22 protein-coding genes and 1 pseudogene are annotated in these 24,086 nt (G+C 66.9%); 12 read left to right on the forward strand and 11 right to left on the reverse strand.

Translation table 11 applies throughout. From position 1 onward, the window contains the following. Window positions 1–86 precede the first annotated feature (86 nt). Together PGB34_RS20880 and PGB34_RS20885 are read left to right on the forward strand one after the other, a co-directional pair. A complete protein-coding gene (locus PGB34_RS20880; RefSeq protein ID WP_271430040.1) occupies window positions 87–1,397 on the forward strand; it encodes an aspartate aminotransferase family protein in 1,311 nt (436 codons plus the stop codon). 125 nt (window positions 1,398–1,522) lie between these two features. Continuing rightward, the gene (locus tag PGB34_RS20885; protein ID WP_271430041.1) at window positions 1,523–2,578 is read left to right on the forward strand and encodes an NADP-dependent oxidoreductase; all 1,056 of its coding nucleotides are present in this window, start codon (window positions 1,523–1,525) and stop codon (window positions 2,576–2,578) included. An 82-nt stretch (window positions 2,579–2,660) separates the two neighbouring features. On the opposite strand, the gene PGB34_RS20890 is transcribed toward PGB34_RS20885, so the two are convergent. Next, window positions 2,661–2,948, reverse strand: a complete 288-nt coding sequence (locus PGB34_RS20890; protein WP_456300867.1) for a phage integrase N-terminal SAM-like domain-containing protein — start codon at window positions 2,946–2,948, stop codon at window positions 2,661–2,663. A 248-nt stretch (window positions 2,949–3,196) separates the two neighbouring features. Between PGB34_RS20890 and PGB34_RS20895 the strand changes: the two genes are divergently transcribed. Further along, window positions 3,197–3,970, forward strand: coding sequence for a toll/interleukin-1 receptor domain-containing protein (locus PGB34_RS20895; RefSeq protein WP_271430042.1), 774 nt, complete (start codon window positions 3,197–3,199; stop codon window positions 3,968–3,970). 459 nt (window positions 3,971–4,429) lie between these two features. On the opposite strand, the pseudogene PGB34_RS20900 reads toward PGB34_RS20895, so the two are convergent. Then, window positions 4,430–4,738: pseudogene (locus tag PGB34_RS20900) on the reverse strand (IS110 family transposase); the annotation flags it as partial. Window positions 4,739–4,932: 194 nt separating this feature from the next. Between PGB34_RS20900 and PGB34_RS20905 the strand changes: the two are divergent. Continuing rightward, the gene (locus tag PGB34_RS20905) at window positions 4,933–6,339 is read left to right on the forward strand and encodes an ATP-binding protein (RefSeq protein ID WP_271430043.1); all 1,407 of its coding nucleotides are present in this window, start codon (window positions 4,933–4,935) and stop codon (window positions 6,337–6,339) included. A gap of 687 nt (window positions 6,340–7,026) precedes the next feature. Here the strand turns inward: PGB34_RS20905 and PGB34_RS20910 are convergent. Then, window positions 7,027–8,253: an ABC transporter substrate-binding protein gene (locus PGB34_RS20910; RefSeq protein ID WP_408647936.1), complete on the reverse strand. Its 1,227-nt coding sequence runs from the start codon at window positions 8,251–8,253 to the stop codon at window positions 7,027–7,029. 238 nt (window positions 8,254–8,491) lie between these two features. On the opposite strand from PGB34_RS20910, the gene PGB34_RS20915 reads away from it, so the two are divergent. Then, the gene (locus PGB34_RS20915; RefSeq protein ID WP_271430044.1) at window positions 8,492–9,049 is read left to right on the forward strand and encodes a dihydrofolate reductase family protein; all 558 of its coding nucleotides are present in this window, start codon (window positions 8,492–8,494) and stop codon (window positions 9,047–9,049) included. Between the two features lie 12 nt (window positions 9,050–9,061). Here the strand turns inward: PGB34_RS20915 and PGB34_RS20920 are convergent, their stop codons facing one another. The 3 genes from PGB34_RS20920 to PGB34_RS20930 all read right to left on the reverse strand — a co-directional run bounded on the left by PGB34_RS20920 (window position 9,062) and on the right by PGB34_RS20930 (window position 12,574). Beyond that, window positions 9,062–10,063, reverse strand: coding sequence for a DMT family transporter (locus tag PGB34_RS20920; protein ID WP_271430045.1), 1,002 nt, complete (start codon window positions 10,061–10,063; stop codon window positions 9,062–9,064). 127 nt (window positions 10,064–10,190) lie between these two features. Further along, the gene (locus PGB34_RS20925) at window positions 10,191–10,949 is read right to left on the reverse strand and encodes an AraC family transcriptional regulator (RefSeq protein ID WP_271430046.1); all 759 of its coding nucleotides are present in this window, start codon (window positions 10,947–10,949) and stop codon (window positions 10,191–10,193) included. A gap of 41 nt (window positions 10,950–10,990) precedes the next feature. Further along, the gene (locus PGB34_RS20930; RefSeq protein WP_271430047.1) at window positions 10,991–12,574 is read right to left on the reverse strand and encodes a class I adenylate-forming enzyme family protein; all 1,584 of its coding nucleotides are present in this window, start codon (window positions 12,572–12,574) and stop codon (window positions 10,991–10,993) included. A gap of 540 nt (window positions 12,575–13,114) precedes the next feature. On the opposite strand from PGB34_RS20930, the gene PGB34_RS20935 reads away from it, so the two are divergent. Together PGB34_RS20935 and PGB34_RS20940 are read left to right on the forward strand one after the other, a co-directional pair. Next, a complete protein-coding gene (locus tag PGB34_RS20935) occupies window positions 13,115–15,361 on the forward strand; it encodes a FepA family TonB-dependent siderophore receptor (protein ID WP_271430048.1) in 2,247 nt (748 codons plus the stop codon). A 6-nt stretch (window positions 15,362–15,367) separates the two neighbouring features. Then, entirely contained in the window at window positions 15,368–16,732 is a 1,365-nt protein-coding gene (locus PGB34_RS20940; RefSeq protein WP_271430049.1) for a class I SAM-dependent methyltransferase, read from the forward strand. A 3-nt stretch (window positions 16,733–16,735) separates the two neighbouring features. Here PGB34_RS20940 and PGB34_RS20945 read toward each other — a convergent pair whose 3' ends face one another. From PGB34_RS20945 to PGB34_RS20965, 5 genes are all read right to left on the reverse strand, one after another. Further along, window positions 16,736–18,088: an ATP-binding protein gene (locus tag PGB34_RS20945; protein WP_271430050.1), complete on the reverse strand. Its 1,353-nt coding sequence runs from the start codon at window positions 18,086–18,088 to the stop codon at window positions 16,736–16,738. Then, a complete protein-coding gene (locus tag PGB34_RS20950; RefSeq protein ID WP_271430051.1) occupies window positions 18,085–18,870 on the reverse strand; it encodes a response regulator in 786 nt (261 codons plus the stop codon). The genes PGB34_RS20945 and PGB34_RS20950 overlap by 4 nt, the downstream gene beginning before the upstream one ends. A 121-nt stretch (window positions 18,871–18,991) precedes the next feature. Further along, complete coding sequence (gene lipA, locus PGB34_RS20955) at window positions 18,992–19,972, reverse strand: lipoyl synthase (protein WP_271430052.1); 981 nt, start codon at window positions 19,970–19,972, stop codon at window positions 18,992–18,994. A 19-nt stretch (window positions 19,973–19,991) separates the two neighbouring features. Next, window positions 19,992–20,609, reverse strand: coding sequence for a lipoyl(octanoyl) transferase LipB (gene lipB / locus PGB34_RS20960; protein WP_408647937.1), 618 nt, complete (start codon window positions 20,607–20,609; stop codon window positions 19,992–19,994). Window positions 20,610–20,688: 79 nt separating this feature from the next. Continuing rightward, window positions 20,689–20,994: a YbeD family protein gene (locus tag PGB34_RS20965; protein ID WP_271430054.1), complete on the reverse strand. Its 306-nt coding sequence runs from the start codon at window positions 20,992–20,994 to the stop codon at window positions 20,689–20,691. A 303-nt stretch (window positions 20,995–21,297) separates the two neighbouring features. Between PGB34_RS20965 and PGB34_RS20970 the strand changes: the two genes are divergently transcribed. From PGB34_RS20970 to PGB34_RS20990, 5 genes are all read left to right on the forward strand, one after another. Further along, window positions 21,298–21,789 carry an ATP synthase subunit I gene (locus tag PGB34_RS20970; RefSeq protein ID WP_271430055.1) on the forward strand — a complete coding sequence of 164 codons (492 nt, stop codon included), beginning with the start codon at window positions 21,298–21,300 and terminating at the stop codon, window positions 21,787–21,789. A gap of 3 nt (window positions 21,790–21,792) precedes the next feature. Further along, the gene (gene atpB / locus PGB34_RS20975) at window positions 21,793–22,689 is read left to right on the forward strand and encodes a F0F1 ATP synthase subunit A (protein WP_271430056.1); all 897 of its coding nucleotides are present in this window, start codon (window positions 21,793–21,795) and stop codon (window positions 22,687–22,689) included. Window positions 22,690–22,750: 61 nt separating this feature from the next. Further along, window positions 22,751–23,011: a F0F1 ATP synthase subunit C gene (atpE, locus tag PGB34_RS20980; protein WP_056667590.1), complete on the forward strand. Its 261-nt coding sequence runs from the start codon at window positions 22,751–22,753 to the stop codon at window positions 23,009–23,011. 38 nt (window positions 23,012–23,049) lie between these two features. Further along, window positions 23,050–23,520: a F0F1 ATP synthase subunit B gene (locus tag PGB34_RS20985; protein ID WP_271430057.1), complete on the forward strand. Its 471-nt coding sequence runs from the start codon at window positions 23,050–23,052 to the stop codon at window positions 23,518–23,520. An 8-nt stretch (window positions 23,521–23,528) separates the two neighbouring features. After that, window positions 23,529–24,059, forward strand: a complete 531-nt coding sequence (locus PGB34_RS20990) for a F0F1 ATP synthase subunit delta (RefSeq protein ID WP_271430058.1) — start codon at window positions 23,529–23,531, stop codon at window positions 24,057–24,059. The last annotated feature ends 27 nt before the right edge of the window (window positions 24,060–24,086 follow it).

The following is a 24,086-nucleotide window of genomic DNA, read 5'->3' on the forward strand; positions in this document are numbered from 1 at the left end:
TTGATGGCAGGCTTCAGAAATATTAGCTTTTCTTGGGGCTGGCGGGTCCGTAGCCTCCATGGCATTCCCCTTCTCCGGAGCCCGCCATGTCCGCCCCTTCCCGCAACGACGATCCCGCCTTCTGGCAACACGCCCGCCGCCACCTGATCCGCTACGGCGGCAGCTTCGAGCCCATGATCATCGAGCGCGCGCAGGGCAGCTTCGTCTACGACGCCGATGGCCGCGCCATCCTGGACTTCACCTCGGGCCAGATGAGCGCGCTGCTGGGCCATGGCCATCCCGAGATCGCGGCCGTGGTGGCCGAGCATGCGCAGCGGCTGGACCACCTGTTCAGCGGCATGCTCAGCCGGCCCGTGGTCGAGCTGGCCACGCGCCTGGCCGACATCACGCCCGCGGGCCTGGACCGCGCGCTGCTGCTGACCACCGGCGCAGAAGCCAATGAGGCGGCCATCAAGATGGCCAAGCTCTACACCGGCAAGTACGAGGTGGTGAGCTTTGCGCAGAGCTGGCACGGCATGACCGGCGGCGCCGCGTCGGCCACCTACAGCGCGGGGCGCAAGGGCTATGGCCCGGCGGCCGTGGGCTCCTTCGCCATTCCCGCGCCCTACCCGTACCGGCCGCGCTTCGAGAAGGACGGCCGCTTCGACTGGCAGGCCGAGCTGGACTACGCCTTCGACCTGATCGACCGCCAGTCCAGCGGCAATCTGGCGGCCTTCATCGCCGAGCCCATCCTGAGTTCGGGCGGCCTGATCGACCTGCCCCCGGGCTACCTGGCAGCCTTGAAGGCCAAGTGCGTGGAGCGCGGCATGCTGCTGATCCTGGACGAGGCGCAGACCGGCATCGGCCGCACCGGCACCATGCTGGCCTGCGAGCGCGATGGGGTGGTGCCCGACATCCTCACGCTGTCCAAGACGCTGGGCGCGGGCCTGCCGCTGGCCGCGGTGCTCACGTCCGAAGCCATCGAAGAGGAATGCCACCGGCGCGGCTTTCTGTTCTACACCACCCATGTCTCCGACCCGCTGCCCGCGGCCGTGGGCGTGAAGGTGCTGGAGGTGGTGCAGCGCGACGGCCTGGTCGAGCGTGCGCGTGTGGCCGGCGCGCGGCTGGCCGATGGCCTGCGCGCGCTGCAAGGCCAGGTGGGCTGCATCGGCGATGTGCGCGGGCGCGGCCTGCTGCTGGGCATCGAGATCGTGAAAGACCGCGCCAGCCGCGAAGCGGCGCCCGAGCTGGGCGTGGCCATCACGCGCGAGTGCATGAAGCTGGGCCTGTCGATGAACATCGTGCAGCTGCCCGGCATGGGCGGCGTGTTCCGCATCGCCCCGCCGCTGACGGTGAGCGATGAAGAGATCGACCTCGGGCTGGCGCTGCTGGGCCAGGCCATCGCGCGCGTGACTTGATTGAGCAAAAAAAACCTGTCGCCTGCGCAACGCAGCGCGCCCGGGCGGCTGGCTAGCATGGCCGGCCGCCCGCGTGAAGCGCCTCCCAGGCGGGCCCGAGCTTCAATCCCCAGAGGAAACCCGTCATGACCGATCCAGCCATCACCGCCGCCACCAACCACCAGTTCACGCTGGCCAGCCGCCCGCAGGGTGCCGCCACGCGCGAGAACTTCCTCTGGGCCGGCGTGCCGGTGGAGCAGCCCGCCGAAGGCGGCGTGCTGGTCAAGGTGCTGATGCTCTCGCTGGACCCGGCCATGCGCGGCTGGCTTAACGAAGGCCGCAGCTACATCCCGCCCGTGGCCATCGGCGAAGTGATGCGCGCGGGCGGCGTGGGCCGCGTGGTCGCCTCGAAGAACCCGGCCTTCGCCGAAGGCGACATGGTCTACGGCACCTTGGGCGTGCAGGAATACGCGCTGGTGGCGGGCGGCGACATCCAGCGCAGCGGCCTGGTCAAGATCGACCTGAACGTGGGCAGCGCCAGCCAGTGGCTCAACGTGCTGGGCATGCCCGGCATGACCGGCTACTTCGGCCTGCTCGATGTGGGCCAGGCCAGGGCAGGCGACACCGTGGTCGTCTCGGGCGCGGCCGGCGCGGTGGGCCAGACCGTGGGCCAGCTCGCGAAGATCAAGGGCTGCCGCGCCGTCGGCATCGCGGGCGGTGAGGCCAAGTGCCAATGGGTGGTCAACGAACTCGGCTTCGATGCCTGCATCGACTACAAGGCCGGCCCGCAGGCGGTGCGCGAAGGGCTCAAGGAACACGCGCCCAAGGGCGTGGACGTGTACTTCGACAACGTGGGCGGCGAGATCCTCGACACCGTGATGGCCAAGCTCGCGCGCAAGGCCCGCATCGTCATCTGCGGCGCCATCAGCCAGTACAACAACCCCAACAGCGCGCCCGCCGCCGGCCCCAAGAACTACCTGAGCCTGCTAGTGAACCGCGCGCGCATGGAAGGCATGGTCGTCTTCGACTATGCCGACCGCTACCACCTGGCCATTGCGGAAATGGGCGGCTACCTCAAGGACGGCCGCATGAAGAGCCGCGAGGACATCGTGCCGGGCCTGGAGAACTTCCCCGAGGCACTGGGCCGGCTGTTCTCGGGTCAGAACTTCGGCAAGCTGGTGCTGGAAGTGGCCAAGGATTGAACGGGAACTGAAGAGGCGCTGAGCGTCTTCCTGCCCTGCGCCGGCCTGCCGACACGGCGCGACCGGCGGCGCCAGGCCGCGGTCAGGCTGGCATCGCGTCCAGCGGGCTGCGCACCGCGCCGCGTTCGCTTGCCAGCCAGCTCAGAAATCCCTCCACCTCGGGCTGGCCCATTTGCGCCGGGTGACGCACGCCGTGAAATCGCATGAAAGTGCGTACCCAGTACACATACGCATCTTCCGTGCGCAGGCTGTAGTGCAGCAGGCGGATGCGCTCACGCACCTGATCGAGCAGCCGCGTCGGCTGCAGCGCGGGCAGGCGCGGCAGAGCAGGCTGGGGTCGCTGGGCTGCACGCCCGGTGGAAAACGTCACGCTCATCATGCCTCCCCGAGGCGGCTCTGTCCGATGGCTTGCTACCTCGCCGCATGCGAGGCACAGTTCACGCCGTCAGGGAGGTGCCGCTTCTGTCGGCACAACAATACCGGATGAAATCACAGTCAACCGCAGTTCAAGTCAACGTTCATGCGGGCTGCAGCCCGATGGATGCGTTGATGTTAGGGAGACAGACGGCGGTGTTATGCAGCAGTGCTGTCTCCCTATAACCAAGTTAGCCATCAGAAATGCCATACACCGAATCCGAGTTCGCGTACGGCCCTGTCATAGTTCTGCGCGGAAAGCACAAGGGGCGAGTTGGCGAGTTCGACGACGACACCTTTCACCGCAAGCGCCTGCATGCAATCGTCAAGTTTGCTCATCCCCTTATCACGCCGTACTACACGTACATTCCAGTCGAATACCTTGAGTTGCCAAATACGCAGCAACTAATGACCCGCTATGAACAACTGTCCTGGCTGCTGTCACCCTTTCGCGGAAAAGAAGCAGAAGGGGCAGAACGCATAGCCGCGCTGGAAGAGTTCACTTACGTTTCTAGCTTGCTCAACGATCGCATGTTCTCAGCCCAGTTTGTGAAGAGCCCCAGGGGGGCAAAGATCTTTATCTCACACTCCTCCGCTGACAAGACATTCGTGCGAAGTCTGGCTGTTGACCTCGCTTCCATTGGGCATCAGCCATGGGTTGATGAATGGCAAATTCTTGCTGGCGAATCAATCGTGGAACGAGTTGGCGCGGGAATCGAGGATGCCGACTTTATGGTCGTCGTACTGTCAAAGAGTGCCGTGTCGTCGCAATGGGTTGAAAACGAATGGCAAGCGAAGTACTGGACAGAGGTCACTGAAAAGCGAGTTGTTGTCATCCCAGTAGTTGTCGATGACTGCACGGTCCCCACATTACTGCGGGCCAAGAAGTACGTTGACTTTCGGCAAGGCTACACAGAGGCACTTGAACTGTTGTCAAAGTCAATCGGGCGACACCTCGACCGGAAGACTGATGGCTAACCCTTCAATCGAGAGGACATGCCCCGGCAAGCCGGGTCATGCCTCTCATCTCAAACTACAAGGGCTTCCCCATTGGTCAAGCCAAATCTCTCCCATCCCGCGCAGCGGGTATTGGCGTTTCTCTAATGGCTGACTGCCGAGCGCTGCAAAGACACTGAGATCAACAAGGTGCGGACTGGCCAGACTACAACCGGTCATCGATGCAGCCATGCTGTGGCTGCGGACCCTGATGAAAGACGCACGCGGGAGACCCATTCGTTAGTCGGCGATGCTGGCACCGCCCTTGAGTTAATCGGTCACTTCCCACGCAGGTCCAAACCTGTTGTCATCAACGCTTGCCGTCACGCGGCGGTCGAGTTCAAATTTTTCGCTTTTCGCAGTGGTTCGTGGGCATGCTCAGGCCGGCAGTGCAAATGCCTCTCCGTGTCTGAGCACAGCCCAGGCCATGCGCGCGTTCTTGGCCTCGCAAATTGCGGCGGCATCGGCCGCGTCGTTCTTGCCGCGTCGTCCGCTCATGCGGTAGGGCGTGACGAACTTGGGGGCGATCAGGCGCACCGTGTGGCCACTGGCGGTGAACAGGCGTGCCCAATGGTGCGCGCCCGAGCAAGCCTCCATGCCAATCACACACGGCGGCAATGCGGCGATCAGCTCATGCAACTTCTCGCGGGCCACGGCCGGACGAACAAGCTCGGGTTTGCCTGCCTCGTTGATGCCGTGCACGGCGAATAAATTCTTGGCCAGATCAATGCCCACGGTCAGAATAGCCATGGACTTCCCCTTCCGAGTGAGTTGATGAGAGATCGCACTTCCCATCGTGGCACTGAGTTGCCGTTCGCCGCAATGCGGCTGGCTCGGGACGGGGAAGTCCCTTTCATTCGTTGGGCGTCATAGGCCGAACGCTGCGGCTATCGCTCCACACGCTATAGGAGAATGGGGCGGTGTCTTTGGAGGATCGCACTCTCATGCCTATCGAAATTCGCGAGATCGCTGCTGCCGACGCAAAACTTCTACGGTCGCTCACTGAAGGACACTTCGCCGATGCGAAGGCGCTGGAAGTCGCACCCGCAAAGCTGAGTAGATCCATCTCGGCGCTGGCAAATGCCGACGGCGGCGAACTATTTGTGGGGCTTCGAGAGGACAGAGAGAACGGGGGCCTCGAGTGGAGAGGCTTTAGTGATCCCGAAGATGCCAATGGACACATTCAGTTGTTCGAGAAGCTCTTCCCCCTTGGCGTTGGATTTGAATACGAGTTTCTGAAGGCACCCCGTCACTCTGGACTTGTACTCCACATCACAGTCGCGAAAGCTGCTGCTGTGGTGCGTTCGTCTGACGACGTTCCCTATCTACGCCGCGGTGCGCAGAACCTGCCGATCAGTACAGAGTCAGCACTCAAGCAGCTCGAGCGTGACAAGGGGCTGACGTCTTACGAGAACGAAACCGTCGCAACGCCCAAAGACACGCTCACTGACAGCGAAGTCACAAAAAACTTCATCAAGACAGTGGTGCCGCATAGCGCTCCGGACATGTGGCTTCGCAAGCAGCAATTGCTGATTGGTGATAGGCCGACCGTCGGTGGAGTGATACTTTTCGCCGATCTCCCGCAGGCTGTCCTTCCAAAACGCTGCGGGATCAAGGTCTATCGCTACAAGACAAGTCAATCCGAAGGCACTCGCGAGGCTCTTGTTGGCAACCCGCAGAGCGTCGAAGGCCATGCGTATTCCGCTATTCACGAATCAGTCGCGTTGACCCAAAGCATCATCAGTGAGCTTCAAGTTCTAGGGCATGAGGGGCTGACGGCGGTCCGCTATCCGCCCGAGACGTTGCACGAGGTCATTACAAACGCCGTCTTGCACAGGGACTACTCTCTGGCCGATGACGTACATATTCGGATATTTGACAACCGAGTCGAGGTAGAAAGCCCAGGAAAACTTCCCGGCCATGTGACCGTTCAAAACATTCTCAGCGAGCGGTTTGCTCGGAATGGCAACCTGGTACGCGTGATCAACAAGTTTCCGAATCCGCCCAACAAGGATGTCGGCGAAGGCCTCAATACGGCCTTTGCTGCGATGCGACAGCTCAAACTTAAAGATCCGACCATCGAAGAGCGACCAAACTCCGTTGTCGTACACATCAAACATGAGAAGTTGGCGTCGGCCGAAGAGCTTGTTCTCGACTACCTTCGATCGAATGAGTCGATAACAAACCCAATCGCACGCTCTCTCACGGGACTAGGCTCGGAGAACGCGATGAAGAATGTCTTCTACCGACTCCGTGATCGAAATCTGCTTGAACAGGTGCCTGGACTTAAGGGAAACAAGTCTGCTTGGCGCCTCACCAAGAAGGGCAAGCAGCACATAGCCGAAAGCTGATTCAGCGCTGAGCTTCTATACGAATGACGCCTAACCCTTCCTATATGGACTCCCCCACAACGGCAAGAAACTGATTGATGTTTTGGCGGTTGGGGAAACGCCTGCAGTCGTATATCCGGCATCTGTTGTGGACTCTGTGGTGATCCGTGCCAGCATGGAATCTGCGGGAGCGTCGCGCCAATCGTTACAAGCGGCAGGCAAGCTGCCGGAAGAGTTATCGGCGTCAGACGGTCTGGGGAGTGCCCGGTTGGCCATGTGGGTCAATCAATCTCGTCGCAAGCGGCGTGGGTGGAAGAAAATATTTCTTGTGCCAGGTGTTCGATGGGTGCCTGCCACTCAGGCCGGCATCACAAGGCTCTCCCGGCTGATCTTCTTGTGCAGTCGCTCGGATTCACCGAACGGCGTCTTGTCCCGAAACGTCGCGTAGCAGATGCGCGCCAGCTTGTTGGCCAACGCTCAACCGCCGTGAAGTAGCAGGAGTCCGTCAACCAAAAGAATGGCGGACATGAGGAAGAGCAAGTTCAGCGAGGAACCGATCATCGGGTTCCTCAAGCAGGCGGAGGCCAGCCGGCGAGCGCAGCGAAGCCCTCAGGGCACCCGTGGAACGGGCTTTGCCCGGCCACCGGGTGCGCCCCCCTCCCGGAGGTGAGAGGGGGGCGCCGCGAAGCAGCCTGGGGGCGTTTCACTTCAATTGGCGGGCGCCGCCTTCTTGCGCTGGACGATGATGTTGCGCTTGGCGTCCTCTGGGTAGGCGAAGGTCACTGCGCCGTTCCAGATCACGCCCACCACCAGCATGTTCGCGGTCAGGGCGTCCTTGTCGCTGGCGCTGAACGCGTTGTCGTAGGTGGTGACCACGCCGTAGTAGGGGCGCTTGGACTGCTCCAGGGCCAGCTTGATCTGCGGGCCGCTGACTTTCTCGACCGGCAGGCTCAGGATGGCATGGGCCAGCAGGTAGGTGGCGTCATAGGCCTGGGCCGCGGCCATCGGCACGGGAATGCGCGGCACGTTGAAAGTCCGGGCGTAGCTGGTGAGGAAGGCCGCGCGCCTTTCGTTGCTGGGCTCCGCGATGAAGCTCTGCGCCATCAGGGCGCCTTCGGCCGCATCCTTGGCGCCGTTGATGAAGAAGGGGAAGGACAGCGGCCAGGCGCCGACCTGCGGCACCTTCCAGTTCATGGCCTGGCGGCCATTGGCGATCACCGCGTTCTCCGGCCCGACGGTGTAGCTGAAGATCACCTGCGCCCCCTTGCGGCGGCTCTCCTGCAGCTCGGCCGTCAGGTCCTTCACGCCCAGGTCGAAGCGGCCCACGTGCACGGGCTGGATGTTCTTCTTCGCGAGCGCCTTCTGCACGTCCTGCAGGCCGGCCTCGCCGTAGCCCGTGCGGTCGGCCAGGATGGCCACCTTGGTCCAGCCCCTGGAGATGATTTCGTCGACCATGAAGGGCGCCTGGATGGCGTCCCGGGGGGAGTTGCGGAAGATGTAGCTTTCAGCGGGCGGGTACTTGGCGGTGACCGGGGTGCCCGTGGAGCAGGGGACGATCAGCGGCGTCGTGTGGCGCTGGAACACGTCGATGGACTTCATCGCCACGCCCGTGTTGCAAAAGCCGATGGCCGCATGCACCTTGGCGTCGATCAGTTCCTGCGACATCTTCAGGCCCACCTCGGGGTCGGCCTTGTCGTCCTTGATGACCAGCTCCAGCGGACGCCCGAGATAGCCACCGAAGGAGTTGATCTCGTTGATCGCCAGCTTGACGCCGTTGAGCATCGGCGTGCCGAAGTCGGCGGAAGGGCCGCTGAAGGGGCCGATGACGCCGATCCGGATCGTGGGCAGCGACTGGGGCGCCGGCTGCGGGAAGGCGCCCATCGACGAAGCCGCCAGCGCCGCCCCGACAAGCGCCTTGCGGGCCATTTCGCGCATGAACATGAATGCTCTCCCTCAAAAAAACGGCGGACCTGCGGCACGCATTTCAGGGGCGTGCAGGCCGCAATGAGAGGGCGGACTCTAGGAGCAACGATTGGGAAACAAGTAAGAGGAAACGCTAGGACAATGCAAATAATCGCAAGTCCCGAGAAGTTTCTGGCTTGCGCAAGCGTGTGGCCACGCCGGACCGAGTGCCGGCAGCGCGGCGCGGCGCCGCGTGTTTTCTGGAGCCCGGATGAGCACACAGTACTTCACGGCCACCAGCCTGGATGGCTTCATCGCGACCGAGGACGACTCCCTCGACTGGCTGTTCCCGCTGGGCGACGTCAACAGCACCAGCTACCCGGCCTTCATCGCCGAGGTGGGTGCGCTGGCCATGGGGGCCTCGACCTATGAATGGATGCTGCGCCATGCGCAGACGGTGACGGCCGAGACGGGCGCCGCCTGGCCCTACACGCAGCCCACCTGGGTGTTCTCCACCCGCCAGCTGCCGGCCGTGCCGGGCGCGCGGCTGCACTTCGTGCAGGGCGATGTGCGCCCCGTGCATGCGGCCATGCGCGAGGCCGCGGGCGAGAACAGGAACCTCTGGATCGTGGGCGGCGGCGACCTGGCCGGGCAGTTCCACGACGCGGGCCTGCTCGACGAGCTGATCGTGCAGGTGGGTTCGGTCACGCTGGGCCGCGGCAAGCCGCTGTTTCCGCGCCGGCTCACGCAGCCCGCGCTGCAGCTGCAATCAGTGCGGCAGGTGGGCACCGGTTTTGTCGAGCTGCGCTACCGCGTGCCGCGCGGCTGAGGCGCCGCGCCTTCAGGCCGCGTGTGCGGCCGGCGCGGGTGCGTGGACCCGGTGTGCGCGCACGCTGCCCAGCACGCTGGCCGTGACCAGCACCATGGCCGCGGCCTCCAGCCAGCTGGGGCCGCGCTGCTCCCAGGCAAAGCCGTAGAGCAGGGCGAACAGGGTCTCGAACAGGATCATCTGCCCGATCATGGTCGAGGGCAGCAGGCGGCTGGCGCGGTTCCAGAAGGCATTGCCCACGATCGAGGCCAGGATGGCCACGCTGGTCACCACGGCGATGAAGCGCCACCAGGCTTCGCTGCTGTGCGCGGGCGCGCCGCCCGCATCGGCCGCTGTCAGCACGAAGGCCGGGATGGCCAGCAGCAGCGCCTGCGCGCCGGTGGCCAGGCCCGTGAGCAGGCTCCAGTCGTGGGCCGACAGGTCGGCCCGGCGCGCGAGCCAGCGGCTGTTGGCCACCGCGTAGATGGACCAGGAAATCAGCGCGCCCACCGCGCAGCCGAAGCCCAGCAGCGCGCCCGGGCGCGCCAGCCCTGCCGCGTCGCCACCCAGCGATACCGCGGCCAGTGACTCATAGCCCACGCAGCCGATGCCTGCCACGCCCAGCGCCAGCGACAGCGCCAGCCTGCGCAGCGGCACGGCGCCCGCGCCGCCGCGGCTGACCAGCGTGACGGCCACCGGCAGGAAGCCGATCACCAGCGCAGTCATGGCCATGCCCCCCAGCTGCACGGCCTGGGCCAGCAGCACGTAGTACAGCGTGTTGCCCAGCAGGCTGAGCCAGCTCAGCGCCCACCATTCGCGCCAGCCCAGGCGCGGCAGCAGGCTGCGCAGGCGCGGCGCGATCAGCAGCGCCGCGAACAGGCCGTAGGCCAGGTAGCGGCCCGCGGCCAGTTGCCCGGGCGTGAAGTCGCGCACCAGCTCGGGCGTGAGGAAGACCAGCCCCCAGAAGGCGCCGGCGGCGGCGCCGCAGGCGATGCCGCGGCGGATCGAGGAAGCAGGAGGAGGCGAAGAAGACATGCGGGGGCGGCAAGAACAGGCGGACCGCGACGGAGGATGCGCCGATGCGCGGGCGGCCGTCTTGTGCGCTGCTGCAATTTGCTTGACGCAGGCTCGCCTGCGCACGGCGGCGCGCAAAAAAAGGCGCTCAGGCGGGGGCCGGGCCCGCATTGTGCCGGCGCCAGGCGGCCGGCGTGGTGTCGTGGGCGCGGCGCATGGCGTGGGTCAGCGCGCTCTGGTCGGCAAAGCCGCAGCGGCTGGCGATCTCGGCGATGGGCAGACGGGTGTGGGCCAGCAGCTCGCGCGCCCGCGCCAGGCGCTGGGCCTGCAGCCACGCGCGCGGCGTGCTGTGCAGCTCGGCCTGGAACAGCGCGTGCAGCCGGCTCGGGCTCAGCGCCGCAAGCCGGGCCATGCGCTCCACCGTCCAGGGCGCGCCGGGGTCGGCCTGCACGCGCGCGCGCAGCGCGGCCAGGCGCGAGGCCGGACGCGGCGGCTGCAGCAGCAGCGTGTCCAGCAGCAGCGGCACCCACAGCTGCACCACAGGCGCAGAGGCCTGGCCCTGTTCGACCCGCAGCGCCATGAAGTCCAGCAGCCGCGTGGCGGGCGCCGAAAGGGCCAGGAAGGGGCGCTGCGCCAGTTGCGCCAGCAGCGGCGCCAGCGCGCTGTCGTCTTCGGGCAGGTCCAGGATCAGTGAGCGGTTGGGGCCCTGGGTGCGCGTGGCATGCGGCTGGCGCGTGGGCACGAAGGCGCCGCGCGCGGCATCCAACGCGGCGGCGCGGTCACCGAAGTCCAGATCCAGCGCGCCCGAGACCGGCAGCACGAGCTGGGCGAAGTCGTGGTCGTGCGGCGCCGAATGGCCGCGGTAGCTGCGAAGGTGCAGGGCGGGCTGCGAAGGCGGTGAGCGCATGGGCAGGCGAAGGTGCTGCCGGCATTGTGCGCCGCGCCTGGTCAAGCGGTGGTGCCGACCCAGGCGTCGCGCAGCTCGCGCTTGAGCACCTTGCCGATGGCGCTGCGTGGCAGCTCGTCGATCCACTGCAGTGCGCTCAGGCGCTGCGTCTTGCCCAGGCGCGCGTTGGCCCAGCTCAGCAGTGCAGCGCTGTCGATGTTCTCCGCACCGTCGCGCCGCACCACGAAGGCCACGGGCGTTTCGCCCCATTGGGCAGAGGGCACGCCCACCACGGCTGCGTCGGCCACCCCCGGGTGCTCGCGCAGCACGGCTTCCAGGTCGCTGGGATAGATGTTGAAACCGCCGCTGATGACCAGGTCCTTCTTGCGGTCGGCCAGCGTCAGGAAGCCCTCGGCATCGAAGCGGCCCACGTCGCCCGTGCGGATGAAGCGCAGCCCTTCGGGCGAGAACCATTCGGCCTCGCGCGTCTTCTCGGGCTGGCGGTGGTAGCCGGTCATCATGCCTTCGGAGCGGCCCACCACCTCGCCGGCCTGGCCCACGCTGCCGGGCGGCAGCTGCTGGCCGGCCTCGTCGATCAGGCGGATGTCGCTGCCCGGCGCGGGCCGGCCCACGGTGTGCAGCTTGTCGGGGTGCAGGTGCGCTTCCAGCAGGCAGGTGCCGCCGCCTTCGGTCATGCCGTAGAACTCCACCAGCCCGCCGGGCCAGCGCGCCAGCGCATCGGCCTTGAGCGCGGCCGAAAAGGGCGCGCTGGTGCAGAACTTCATCTGGAAGCTGCGCAGGTCGGTGCGGTCGAAGTCCGGGTGCGCCAGCAGCCGCTGGTACTGCACGGGCACGAGCATGGTGTGCGTCACGCGGTGGGCCTCGGCCGTGCGCAGCCAGGTGCCGGCGTCGAACTTGGGTTGCAGCAGCACGCAGCCGCCAAAGGCCAGGGTGGGGAAGAACACCACCAGCGTGGTGTTGGAGTACAGCGGCGTGGACAGCAGCGTGACCGTCTCGGGCCCGTAGCCGTAGCTCTGGCCGCGCTGCACATGGGCCCAGCGCATGCGGTGGCTCTGCACGATGCCCTTGGGCTCGCCCGTGGTGCCCGAGGAATAGATGATGTTGAAGGGCGCTTCGGGCCCGACCTGCACCGGCTGCATGGGCGCGGGGGCGGCGTCCAGCCAGGGCTGCAGGGCCTGCAGGCCCGGGCTTTCAGGCAGCGGCGCGGGGCCGATGCCGACCAGCGTCACGCCCTCGGGCGCCTGCCCGCCCAGCGCCTCCAGGCCCGTGGGGTCGACGAACAGCAGCGTGGCCTGCGCGTTGGCCACCATGCGCTGCAGGCTCTGGGCGGTGCTGCCCGGCGCCAGCGGCGCCACGGCCACGCCGGCGCGCAGCGCGCCCAGGAACACGGCCGCATAGTCCACCGACGCCAGCGCGCAGAGGGCGATGGCTGAACCCGGCGCCACGCCGGCCTGCTGCAGTGCGGCGGCGACGCGGTCCATGCGCGCGTCCAGCGCCGCGTAGTCCAGCTGGGCCTGCGGATCGCGCAGGGCCAGGCGCTGCGGCGCAGCCTGGGCGTGCTGCCGGATGCAGTCGGTGATCAGGCCAAAGTCGGGCGCGGGCGTGTCGGCGGGTTGGGTGCTCATGGCGGTGCGGCGCGGGGCGGGCGAGGAAGTGGCGAGGCCCGCACCCTAGCGCGAAGTGCGCGGCCGGGGGGGGCCGCGCCGTCCCGTGCGCGACCACGCTGCCGCCACGAAGCCGGGCCCAACACCGCACCCACGCCGGCTGGCAAGCGCGCTGTGCCCAGCGCACAACATTTCTTCGTGCATCTTCACGATTCATACATGCGGCGACACAGAGCGACAAAAAGCAAGATTTAGCAACTGCATATCATTCTCATCAAGGAGGGCCTTCGCGAGCATTCGTGGAGGGCATCCCCTGGCTGCGATCCGAGGCGCCGGCGTGCTGCAAGCCGATGCCCGTCGCGGCCCGAGCCGCCCTGCCTGGGGGCCGGCTGCCCTGCGCGCCCACCGGTTTGCGAGAGGGGCCGGTGCGCGCGGTTTCCTTTTTTCTCGCCGCTTTTTTTGCTGGACGCAGGTCCGGCAGGGGCGAGCCTTGCCTGCAGAAATCGAATGCCTTTGTTCCGAGGAGAAGCCTTGATGTCGTCGTTCCATTCCCCCTTCCCCGTGAAGCGATCCGCCGCAGCCGTGGGCGTGGCGCTGCTCGCGCTGCCGCTGTACGCCCAGCAGGCCGCCAGCACCGTGCAGGGCAGCGCCGCGCTGCCCGAGATCCGCGTGCTGGGCACGGCCGAGGAAGAGCTCAAGCAGGCGCCCGGCGTGTCCACCATCACCAGCCAGGACCTGGAAAAGCGACCGCCGGCCAACGACCTGTCGGAAATCATCCGCACCATGCCCGGCGTGAACCTGACGGGCAACAGCGCCTCGGGCGCCTTCGGCAACCAGCGCCAGATCGACCTGCGCGGCATGGGCCCCGAGAACACGCTGATCCTGATCGACGGCAAGCCCGTGAGCTCGCGCGATTCGGTGCGCATGGGTCGCAACGGCGAGCGCAACACGCGCGGCGACAGCAACTGGGTGCCGCCCGAAGCAGTGGAGCGCATCGAAGTGCTGCGCGGCCCGGCCGCGGCGCGCTATGGCTCGGGCGCCTCGGGCGGGGTGGTGAACATCATCACCAAGAAGCCCACCGACAAGCTCTCGGGCTCGGTCACGCTGTATGCGCTGCAGCCCGAAGACAGCCTGGAATCGGACACCCGCCGCCTGGGCTTCAACCTGGCCGGCCCGCTGTCCGAGAAGTTCTCCTTCCGCCTGTACGGCAACATCAACAAGACCACGGCCGACGATCCGCAGCTCAACGGCGATGCCTTCCGCGCGGCGGGCAACGCGTTGAGCAGCAACACGCTGCCGCCGGCCGGCCGCGAAGGCGTGAAGAACCGCGACATCAACGGCCTGCTGCGCTGGGACCTGATGCCCGGCCATGTGGTGGAGTTCGAATCGGGCTTCAGCCGCCAGGGCAACATCTACGCGGGCGAGCGCCTGCTGTCCGACACGGCCACCGGCGCCATGAACACGCTGGCTGCACAGGGCGCCGAAACCAACACCCTGTGGCGCCGCAACGTGGCGCTGACGCACCGCGGCAACTACGGCGAAGGCCGCAGCTCGAACGTGTCGATCTCTTACGACCGCACCGACAACCGCCGCGCCGAAGAAGGCCTGGCCGGCAGCAGCGAAGGCGCGCTCACGATCAACCCGCGCACGGGCCAGCCCGACTACTCGCAGAACAAGCTGGAGAACTGGCGCCTGGCCGGCGAATACAACACGCCGCTGCAACTGGGCAGCCAGCGCCACATGTTCACGGTGGGCTTCGAGCACCGCCGCCAGAAGCTGGACGACCCCTACTCCACGGCGGCCGTTACCGGCTCCGATGTGTCCAGCGCCAGCAGCCTGATGGAGTCCAAGACCACGGCCGTGTTCATCGAAGACAACTTCGAGGCGCTGCCGGGCCTGGTGCTGACGCCCGGCCTGCGGCTGGACCACAACAGCGACTTCGGCAACAACTGGAGCCCGAGCCTGAACGCGGCCTACAGCCTGTCGCCCACCGTCACCCTCAAGGGCGGCGTGGCGCGGGCCTTCAAGGCGCCCAACGTCTACCAGCTCAACCCCAACTACCGCTACACCACCATGGGCAACGGCTGCCCCTACGTGACCGGTTCGCGCGTGTCCGGCCCCTGTTACATCTACGGCAACCCGGACCTCGAACCCGAAACCAGCGTGAACAAGGAAATCGGCATCGGCTGGGACGACCGCGGATGGGCCGCCGGCCTGACCTACTTCCACAACGACTACAAGAACAAGATCTACGCCGACTTCGGCGGCCAGAACGTGCCTGCGGTCGACCCGCGCACGGGCGGCCGGCCCTTCCAGTGGTTCAACGCCGCCAAGGCTGTGGTGCAGGGCCTGGAAGGCCACTTCAACATGCCGATCCTGGGACAGAACGGCGACACGCTGAAGCTGATCAACAACTTCACCTACATGGTGGAGAACAAGAACAAGGAAACCGGCCAGCCGCTGTCGGTCATTCCGCGCTTCACCATCAACAGCACGCTGGACTGGCAGATCAACCCGAAGTGGTCTTCGCAGCTGACGGCCACCTTCTATGGCCGCCAGAAGCCCATGAGCTACAACACGGCCAACAACACCGAGCGCACCGGCGACGACCTGCGGCCGCTGCCCACCTACAGTGTGTGGGGCATCAGCACGGGCTATGACGTCAACAAGCACTTCCATCTGCGCGCGGGCATCAACAACCTGTTCGACAAGCGCCTGTACCGCCTGAGCACCACCAACAACTTCGGCGCCTCCACGTACAACGAGCCGGGCCGCGCCTTCTTCGTGCAGCTGACCGGCCGCTTCTAAGAACCGATGAACGCCCACCTGCGCGAGGGCTATGTGGTGGACCGGGTCTACCCCAGCCATTTCCATCGCGAGATGCTGCCGGTCTGGCTGGTCAGCACGCTCTCGGCGCTGGGGCGCGGCACGCCGGATCTTCGCCAGCCCTTCACCTGGCTGGAGCTGGGCTGCGGCAGCGGCCTCACGGCCGTGGTGGCGGCCGCGGCCCACCCGCACGCGCAGTTCATCGGCATCGATTTCAACGCCGAGGCCATCGCGCAGGCGCAGGCCCTGGCCGATGCGGCACGCGTGCGCAACCTGCGCTTCCATGCGCTGAGCTTTGCGCAGGCGATGGCCGCCCAAAGCAGCGTGCTGCCGGCGTGCGATTTCATCGTCACGCATGGCGTCTATTCGTGGGTCAGCGAGGCCAACCGCCAGGCCATCCGGCAACTGGTGGCGCAGCGCCTGGCGCCCGGCGGGCTGCTGTACCTCGCGTACATGAGCCAGCCGGGCGCGACCGGCTTTTCGGCCGCGCAGCGGCTGATGCACCTGGCCACGCAGCACCAGGCGGGCAGCAGCACCGAGCGTGCGCAGCAGGCGCTGTCGCTGATGCAGCGGCTGGCGGCGGCCGGCGCCGGCTACTTCAGCGAACACCCCTCGGCCGTGCGCGAGCTCCAGCGCCTGGGCGAGGATGAGATCGGCTACGTGGCGCACGAGCTGCTCAATGCCCACTGGGAGGCGCTGCATGTGGGCGATGTGATGACCGGCCTCGAAGCTGCAGGCTGTGAATGGGCCGGCAGCGCGACGCCGCTGGAGAACATCGACGCCGTGTCCCTGCCCGCCAGCACGCAGCCGCTGCTGGCCGAGCTGGCGCGCAGCGGCGCCTCGGCTGCGGCCATCGAGACCTTCAAGGACGTGGCGCGCAACCAGCGGCAGCGGCGCGACATCTACCAGCGGGCGCGCCCGCAGCTGGGCAACGTGCTGTCGTCCGATGCGCACCGCGACGCATTGCTCGCGCAGCGTGTGGCCTTGCTGCCCGCAGCCCAGTTGCCGGGCGCCACCGCGGCGCAAGGCGAGTTGAGCTTCGACACCCAGATCGGCCCGGTGCGCCTGCCCCTGGCGCTCGTCGCGCCGCTGCTGACGGCGTTGCAGCCGGGCCCGCGCAGCTATGCCGAGCTGGCGCGCCTGCCGGCCTATGCGGGCCAGCCGGGCTTCATCAGCCAACTGCTGCAGATGCTGGCCTGGGCCGGCTGGCTGCACTTCACGCAGGCCGCAAGTGCGCAGGCCGAAGAAGCGGTGGCGCGCCTGAATGCCGTGCTGCCGCGCTGGCCCGTGCCCGCGGGTGGGCCGGTGCAGGCGGTGGCTTCGCTGGGCACGGCGGTGCTGACGCCGCCTTAGCTTTCAAGGCAGGCTGATGGTCGCGCGCAGGCCGCCTTCGGGCCGGTTGCTCAGCGTCACATCGCCGCCGTGCGCGCGTGCGCAGGAGCGCGCGATGGCCAGCCCCAGCCCCACGCCGCCGCCCTTTTCGCGGTTGCGCGCCGGCCCCAGCTGAACGAAGGGCACGAACACGCGCTCCAGCATGGCCTCGGGCAGGCCAGGGCCCTGGTCGTCGATGTCGATGCGCCAGCCCGTGGGCGTGGCGCGCGTGAGCGTGATGTGCGCGCTGCCGCCGTGGCGCACGGCGTTGTCCACCAGGTTGCGCAGCGCGCGCTTGAGGCTCACCGGCTGGCCGCGGTAGTGCGGCGCGGCCGGCGGTTCGGCCAGGGTCACGGTCTGGCCCAGCGTCTGGCGCGTGGCCTGCAGTTCCAGCAGCAGCGTCTGCAGGTCCAGGTCCTGCGTGGCTTCCTGCGCGCCTTCGTCCTGCGCGAAGCTCAGCGTCTGCTCCACCATCACGCGCATGTCGTCCAGCGTGCGGATCATGGCCGTGCGCTGCACCGCGTCGTCCACCATCTCGGCGCGCAGGCGCAGCGAGGTGATGGGCGTGCGGAAGTCATGGCTGATGGCCGCCAGCATCTGCGTGCGGTCATCGACGAAGCGGCGCAGCTTGTCCTGCATGAGGTTGAAGGCGGCCGAGACTTCGCGCAGCTCCAGCGGGCCGGCCGGCGGCAGCGGCGGCACGCGCTCGCCGCGGCTCACGCGCTCGGCCGCGCGGGCCAGGGCCTTGATCGGGCGCAGCGCCTTCCAGGTCAGGAACAGCGCGATCAGCAGCACCGGAAACACGCTGGCAGGCAGCGCAAAGCGCAGCAGGCGCCACCACTGGTAGGCGCCCAGCGGATGCTGTTCGCTGTGCAGCCAGCGGCCGTCCTTGAGTTCGATGGCGGTGTTCAGGCTGACCATGCACCAGCCTTCCTCGGGGTCGCGCTCGCACAGCCACGGGCCGTCCTCTTCCTGGCCCAGGTCGGTCCACAGGCCCGTTGCATCGGGCCGGCCCATGCGCTGGCGCAGGCCTTCGAGCACGCGCTTTTCTTCGAGGGTGAAGCGCCGGTCGCCGCCCGGCGCCTCGCCGATCCAGAAGCGCGCGCCCGGCGAACTCACGGCTTCGAGCAGCTCGGCCGTGTCGCCGGTGGGTGCCTGCTGCAGCAGGCGCCAGGCGATCACCAGCCGGTCCAGCACCTGGTCGCGCGAGACCGGGTTGAGCATCTGCGCGTTCAGTCGCAGCAGCAGGATGGCCGCCAGTTGCGTGACCAGCAGGCCGGCCAGCAGCAGGGCGGTGAACTGGCCCGCCATGGTGCGGGGCCAGAGGCGGCGCGTCATGAGGCCAGGGCCTGCACCTGCGCCACGAAGAGGTAGCCGTTGCTGCGCGCGGTCTTGATCAGGCGCGGCCGGCGCGGGTCGAGCTCGAGCTTGCGGCGCAGGCGGCTGATCTGGGTGTCCACGGCGCGGTCGAAAACGCCCGCGTCGTCGCCGTGCATCAGATCGAGCAGGCGGTCGCGCGTGAGCACCTGGTGCGGGTGCGCCACCAGTGCGCAGAGCAACTGGTGCTCCATGTCGCTGAGCAGCACCAGCTTGCCCTGCGGGTCGCGCAGCTCGCGCCGCTGCATGTCGAAAAGCCAGCCGTCGAAGCTCACGCGCGAGCCCGGGGCCGGCGCACCGGCGTTGCGCGGCGCGCGTGCCTCGCGCCGGCGCACCGTGCGGATGCGCGCGGCCAGCTCGGCCGGGTCGAAGGGCTTGACCACGTAGTCGTCGGCGCCGGCCTCCAGGCCCGTCACGCGCTCGGGCGGGGTGGCGCGCGCGGTGAGCAGGATCACCGGCGTGCCCAGTGTGGCCGCGACCTCGCGGCACAGGCTCAGGCCGTCCTCGTCGGGCAGCATGATGTCCAGCACGATCACGTCGAAGGGCTGGTGGCGCAGCAGGTGGCGCATCTGGCGCGCGTCTGCGGCGGTGGCCACGTCGAAGTCCTGGCGCTGCAGCCAGTGGGCCAGCGGCTCGCGGATGTCCGCATGGTCATCGACCACCAGCACGCGCAGGCGCGCCGGCGCCGGCACGGGAGGCTGGTCGGGAAGAGGAGTTGGGGAGGCGAGGGCCGCGACGCTCATGGATCGAATGCAGCTTTCAGATGCACTCGATTCTCATTTGGTTTGCGCAGACGGCCTGTGCGGCGCGCACAAAGACGGGCGCCGGGGCGGGCTTTGCGGCGCGTGCAAGCGCCGCCAGGGCTCAGACGCCCGCGGCGTGCGCCTGCCGGTCGGCGTGGTAGCTCGAGCGCACCATCGCGCCCACGGCGGCATGGCTGAAGCCCATCTTGTAGGCCTCTTCCTCGAACATCTTGAAGGTGTCGGGATGCACGTAGCGGCGCACCGGCAGGTGGCTGTTGCTGGGCGCGAGGTACTGGCCGATGGTCAGCATGTCGATGTCGTGCGCGCGCATGTCGCGCATCACCTGCAGGATCTCTTCGTCCGTCTCGCCCAGGCCGACCATGATGCCGCTCTTGGTGGGCACGCTCGGGTGCAGCGCCTTGAACTTCTTGAGCAGGTTCAGGCTGAACTGATAGTCCGAGCCCGGCCGCGCTTCCTTGTACAGGCGCGGGATGGTCTCGAGGTTGTGGTTCATCACGTCGGGCGGCGCGGCCTTGAGGATTTCCAGCGCGCGGTCGTCGCGGCCGCGGAAGTCGGGCACCAGGATCTCGATCTGCGTGCTGGGCGAAAGCTCGCGCGTCTGGCGGATGCACTCCACGAAGTGGCCGCTGCCGCCATCGCGCAGGTCGTCGCGGTCCACGCTGGTGATCACCACGTACTTCAGGCGCAGCTTGGCGATGGTGCGCGCGAGGTTCAGCGGCTCGTCCTTGTCCAGCGGATCGGGCCGGCCGTGCCCCACGTCGCAGAAGGGGCAGCGGCGGGTGCACTTGTCACCCATGATCATGAAGGTGGCCGTGCCCTTGCCGAAGCATTCGCCGATGTTGGGGCAGGAGGCTTCCTCGCACACCGTGTGCAGGTTGCTCTCCCGCAGGATCTGCTTGATCTCGTAGAAGCGCGTGGTGGGGCTGCCGGCCTTGACGCGGATCCATTCGGGCTTCTTGAGCACCTCGGCCTGCTCCACCTTGACGGGGATGCGCGAGAGCTTGGCCGCGGCCTTCTGCTTGGCCAGCGGGTTGTAGTTGGCGGCGGACTGCGCTTCGCGGACGACTTCGGGGGTGCTCATGACAGGGCCTTGTGAGGACTCAGGGCGCGAGGTAGGCGCCGAGCTTGCTGCCCAGCACCTGCGCGGCTTCGTCCCATGTGACAGGGGCGCCGATTGTAGAAAGGTCCACGGTCTGCAGTCCCGCGTAGCCACAAGGGTTGATGCGCGAGAAGGGTTCCAGATCCATCGCCACATTCAGCGAGACGCCGTGGTACGTGCAGTGGCGGCTGACCTTGATGCCCAGCGCGGCGATCTTGCCCAGCCCGCGAAACGGATCGCTGCCGGGCGCGGGCGTGGCCAGCGCGGCATGCGAGAAGGGGTCGTCCAGCCGCACGTAGATGCCGGGCGCGCCGCTCACGCGATGGCCCGTCACGCCGAAGTGCGACAGCGTGCGCAGCACGGCTTCCTCGATGCGATAGACGTACTCCTTCACGTAGTAGCCAGCGCGCCGCAGGTCGAGCAGCGGATAGGCCACCACCTGGCCCGGGCCGTGATACGTGACCTGGCCGCCGCGGTCGGTCTGCACCACCGGGATGCCGCCGGGCATCAGCACATGGTCGGCCCGGCCGGCCAGGCCTTGCGTGAACACGGGCTCGTGTTCGCACAGCCAGAGCGCGTCGGCGCTGTCGGCATCGCGCGATTGCGAGAAGGCCCGCATTGCCTCGAACGTGGGCGCATAGGGCACGCGCCCCAGCCATTGCGGCTGCAGGGGGCCGCCCGCGCTCACAGGCCCACCTTCACAGAACGACCTTCACCATCGGGTGCGTGGACAGGGCCTGGTACAGCGCATCGAGTTGCTCGCGGCTGGTGGCCGTGACGGTGATGGTCACGCCCAGGTAGTTGCCGGCCTTGCTGTCGCGCAGCTCGATGGTGCTGGCGTCGAAGAAGGGGTCGTGCGCCTTGGCCACCTGCGTGACCGCGTGCACGAAGCCGTCCACGTTCGCGCCCATGACCTTGATGGGGAAGGCGCTCGGGTACTCGATGAGCGAATCCTTGCGACCATCGACGGCAGACGGGTTCGGGGGCAGGGCAGAGGCGGACATGGTGCGTTTTCCTTCGGAGTCCTGCGCCGCCGGATCGGCTGCGCAGCGCCGCGCTGCGGCAACTTCACAGATGGGGATGACGCCAGGCATTTCCAGCGTGGGTGCCGCGCCAGGGGCGTGCCGCACGCGTCGGGTCCGCATCCGATCTGGCGCATTGTGCGGCGGTGCGTCCGTGCCTGCCTTGCGCCCTCGATTACGCGCACGCGACAATGCGCCGCTGCACACCGTGCAGGAACGCACGGGGTTTGTACTTATAATGAGCGGCTTTGTAGAATTTCTGCGGATGCAGAGGCGGCCATTCCAATGAACAACAACGCCCCTGCAACCGACGATGAGGCCGAGGTTTCCGATTTCAAGCCGTTGACTGCCGAGGAGGCGCAACGGCTGCGCGAACAGTTTCCCGAACCGTCGCCCTGGTGGGTGATCGCGGCCCAGGTGGCCGCCGGGCTGGTCGTGGCGTCGGTGGCCTGGCTCTGGGTCCGGCAGCCGGCGGCTGCGGGCTCGGCCTTCTACGGCGCCTTGGCCGTCACCTTGCCTGCAGCGCTCTTCCTGAGAGCCACGCGGCGAGACTCGCAGCAGCTGTCACAGTCTGCTGTCATGCTGAGGTTCTTTGTCTGGGAGCTGATCAAGATCGCACTGACCGTGGCCCTGCTGGCTGCGGCGCCGTGGCTGATCGGCGATCTCCATTGGCTGGCCCTGGTGGCTGGCGTGGTGGTCGCGCTGAAGATGTACTGGGTTGCGCTCTTGGTGCGGCCTCGCTTGTTGAACCGAATGACTGTTGAAGAGAGACGCTGATAAATGGCCGCCGAAGGACACGCACCGACCGCCAGTGAGTACATCGTCCACCACTTGCAGCACTGGCAGGTGGACTGGGGACTCAACCCCGTCAAGCAGACGGCGATCATCGACTTCAATGTCATCAACCTGGACTCGGTGCTCTATTCCGTGATCCTGGGCGTGCTGGGCTGCTTCGTGCTGTGGCTGGCCGCGCGCAAGGCCACCTCGGGCGTGCCGGGGCGCTTCCAGGCTGCGGTGGAGCTGCTGGTCGAGATGGTCGACAACCAGGCCAAGGCCAACATCCACAACGCCCAGAGCCGCAAGTTCATCGCCCCGCTGGCGCTGACCGTGTTCGTCTGGATCTTCCTGCTCAACGCCATGGACATGCTGCCGGTGGACCTGCTGCCCGCACTGTGGGCGCAGGTGTACGGCGCGATGGGCCATGACCCGCACCACGCCTACATGCGCGTCGTGCCTTCGGCCGACCTTTCGACCACCCTGGGCCTGTCCACCTCGGTGCTGCTGCTGTGCTGGTTCTACAGCGTCAAGATCAAGGGCGCCGGCGGTTGGGCCCACGAACTGGTCACCGCTCCTTTTGGCACCAGCAAGAACCCCGTCTTCGCGCTGATCCTGGGCGTGGTGAACCTGCTGATGCAGACCATCGAATACGTGGCCAAGACCGTCTCGCATGGCATGCGGTTGTTCGGCAACATGTACGCGGGCGAACTGGTGTTCATGCTGATCGCGCTGATGGGTGGCGCGGCCGCCCTGTCGCTGTCCGGCGTGCTGCTGCCGCTGGGTCACATCATTGCGGGCTTCATCTGGGCTGTGTTCCACATCCTGGTGATCACGCTGCAGGCCTTCATCTTCATGATGCTGGCGCTGATCTACCTGGGTCAGGCGCACGAAGCGCACTGATCACCCTGGTTCTCTTGTTTTCCTTTTCCTCTTGCCAATCATTTTTTCCTAAGGAGTCATCATGGCAAACGTTCTCGGTCTCGTCGCTCTGGCTTGTGGTTTGATCGTCGGTCTCGGCGCGATCGGTGCTTCCATCGGTATTGCCCTGATGGGTGGCAAGTTCCTCGAATCGTCGGCACGTCAGCCTGAGCTGATGAACGACCTGCAAACCAAGATGTTCATCTTGGCAGGTCTGATCGACGCGGCCTTCCTGATCGGCGTGGCCATCGCTCTGCTGTTCGCTTTCGCCAACCCCTTCATCGCCGCGCTGCCCGCCGCCTAATTCGCGTCTGACGCCCCGCCTAAGAGAGAGGTGTTGACGTGAGTATCAACGCAACGCTGTTCGTTCAGGCCATCGTCTTCCTGCTGCTGGTGCTGTTCACGATGAAGTTCGTGTGGCCGCCCATCGCAAAGGCGCTGGATGAGCGCACGCAAAAAGTCGCTGCGGGTCTGGCGGCCGCCGAGAAGGCGAAGGCCGAACTCGCGTCTGCCAACCAGCGTGTCGAGCAGGAGCTGCAGGCCTCGCGCAACGAGACCAGCAACCGCCTGGCCGATGCAGAGCGCCGTGCCCAGCAGATCGTCGAGGAGGCCAAGGCCCGCGCCACCGAGGAAGCCAACAAGATCGTGGCTGCCGCGCGTGACGAGGCCGAGCAACAGGCCGTGCGTGCCCGCGAGGCACTGCGCGAGCAGGTCGCCGTGCTGGCCGTCAAGGGCGCCGAGCAGATCCTGCGCAAGGAAGTCAACGCCGGCGTGCACGCCGACCTGCTTTCGCGCCTGAAGACCGAGCTCTGAGGACTGCCATGGCCGAACTCGCGACCATCGCACGTCCCTACGCAGAAGCCCTGTACCAGGCGACGGCCAGCTCGGCCGATGCCACGCTTGGCTGGCTCGACCCGCTGGCTGCCGCCACGGCCGATGCCCGCCTGCAGGAGTTCGCGTCCAATCCCAAGGTTGGTTCGCAGCAGGTGTTCGACCTGATCGCCGGCCTGGTGCCCAATGGCTTGCCCGACGCGGGTCGCAACTTCCTGGTGGCCGTGGTTGAGAACGGTCGCCTGGCGGCACTGCCCGAAGTCGCGCTCCAGTACCGCGCATTGCACAACGCCAGCAGCGGTGCCGCTGATGCCGTGATCCAGAGCGCCTTCCCGATCGATGACGCCGCGCTGAGCGAAGTCACCGGGGCCCTGGAACGCCGCTTCGGCCGCAAGCTCACTGCGCGTGTGGAGATCGACCCCGCGCTGATCGGCGGCATCCGTGCCGTGGTCGGCGACGAAGTGCTCGACACCTCCGTCAAGGCCCGACTCGAACAAATGAAGGCTGCACTCATCGCCTGAGGCGATGCGCGCGCTGGCCGTCACACT

Source organism: Xenophilus arseniciresistens (assembly GCF_028023875.1).
In the GTDB taxonomy this organism is placed as follows: domain Bacteria; phylum Pseudomonadota; class Gammaproteobacteria; order Burkholderiales; family Burkholderiaceae_C; genus Xenophilus; species Xenophilus arseniciresistens.

Bases quoted from the DNA above. Each gene is read 5' to 3' on its own strand.
- PGB34_RS20880 (WP_271430040.1), top strand. From the start codon at position 87: ATGTCCGCCCCTTCCCGCAACGACGATCCCGCCTTCTGGCAACACGCC.
- PGB34_RS20885 (WP_271430041.1), top strand. From the start codon at position 1,523: ATGACCGATCCAGCCATCACCGCCGCCACCAACCACCAGTTCACGCTG.
- PGB34_RS20895 (WP_271430042.1), top strand. From the start codon at position 3,197: ATGCCATACACCGAATCCGAGTTCGCGTACGGCCCTGTCATAGTTCTG.
- PGB34_RS20905 (WP_271430043.1), top strand. From the start codon at position 4,933: ATGCCTATCGAAATTCGCGAGATCGCTGCTGCCGACGCAAAACTTCTA.
- PGB34_RS20910 (WP_408647936.1), bottom strand. From the start codon at position 8,253: ATGCGCGAAATGGCCCGCAAGGCGCTTGTCGGGGCGGCGCTGGCGGCT.
- PGB34_RS20915 (WP_271430044.1), top strand. From the start codon at position 8,492: ATGAGCACACAGTACTTCACGGCCACCAGCCTGGATGGCTTCATCGCG.
- PGB34_RS20920 (WP_271430045.1), bottom strand. From the start codon at position 10,063: ATGTCTTCTTCGCCTCCTCCTGCTTCCTCGATCCGCCGCGGCATCGCC.
- PGB34_RS20925 (WP_271430046.1), bottom strand. From the start codon at position 10,949: ATGCGCTCACCGCCTTCGCAGCCCGCCCTGCACCTTCGCAGCTACCGC.
- PGB34_RS20930 (WP_271430047.1), bottom strand. From the start codon at position 12,574: ATGAGCACCCAACCCGCCGACACGCCCGCGCCCGACTTTGGCCTGATC.
- PGB34_RS20940 (WP_271430049.1), top strand. From the start codon at position 15,368: ATGAACGCCCACCTGCGCGAGGGCTATGTGGTGGACCGGGTCTACCCC.
- PGB34_RS20945 (WP_271430050.1), bottom strand. From the start codon at position 18,088: ATGACGCGCCGCCTCTGGCCCCGCACCATGGCGGGCCAGTTCACCGCC.
- PGB34_RS20950 (WP_271430051.1), bottom strand. From the start codon at position 18,870: ATGAGCGTCGCGGCCCTCGCCTCCCCAACTCCTCTTCCCGACCAGCCT.
- lipA (WP_271430052.1), bottom strand. From the start codon at position 19,972: ATGAGCACCCCCGAAGTCGTCCGCGAAGCGCAGTCCGCCGCCAACTAC.
- lipB (WP_408647937.1), bottom strand. From the start codon at position 20,609: ATGCGGGCCTTCTCGCAATCGCGCGATGCCGACAGCGCCGACGCGCTC.
- PGB34_RS20965 (WP_271430054.1), bottom strand. From the start codon at position 20,994: ATGTCCGCCTCTGCCCTGCCCCCGAACCCGTCTGCCGTCGATGGTCGC.
- PGB34_RS20970 (WP_271430055.1), top strand. From the start codon at position 21,298: ATGAACAACAACGCCCCTGCAACCGACGATGAGGCCGAGGTTTCCGAT.
- atpB (WP_271430056.1), top strand. From the start codon at position 21,793: ATGGCCGCCGAAGGACACGCACCGACCGCCAGTGAGTACATCGTCCAC.
- atpE (WP_056667590.1), top strand. From the start codon at position 22,751: ATGGCAAACGTTCTCGGTCTCGTCGCTCTGGCTTGTGGTTTGATCGTC.
- PGB34_RS20990 (WP_271430058.1), top strand. From the start codon at position 23,529: ATGGCCGAACTCGCGACCATCGCACGTCCCTACGCAGAAGCCCTGTAC.